This window comes from Cobetia sp. SIMBA_158, from assembly GCF_046566945.1.
In the GTDB taxonomy this organism is placed as follows: Bacteria; Pseudomonadota; Gammaproteobacteria; order Pseudomonadales; family Halomonadaceae; genus Cobetia; species Cobetia amphilecti.
Genome location: NZ_JAWJYL010000192.1, coordinates 1 through 303, shown reverse-complemented (window position 1 = coordinate 303; position 303 = coordinate 1). Strand labels below are relative to the sequence as shown.

Sequence of the window (303 nt, the reverse complement as noted above, 5' to 3'; positions counted from 1 at the left end):
ATACGGTTTGTTGATGCACCGGTTTCAGGTGGTGTAGCCGGGGCAACGGCAGGAACGCTTACGTTTATCGTGGGTGGTGAACAAACCGCATTCGAAAAAGCAAATACCGTATTAGTAGATATGGGTAAAAACATATTTCATGCTGGCGATATTGGTGCAGGTCAAGTTGCAAAAATATGCAACAACATGCTGCTTAGCATATTAATGGCAGGCACAAGTGAAGCCATTCAAATGGGTATTAATAACGGTTTAGATCCAAAAGTGCTGAGCGATATTATGACTGCAAGCTCAGGTCGAAATTGG

General features: G+C 43.2%; 1 protein-coding gene. It reads left to right on the top strand.

All coding sequences use genetic code 11. The features are described 5' to 3' along the window. The coding region (locus tag R2R70_RS19590) for an NAD(P)-binding domain-containing protein (RefSeq protein WP_410978834.1) at positions 1–303 on the top strand (303 nt) is incomplete at both ends.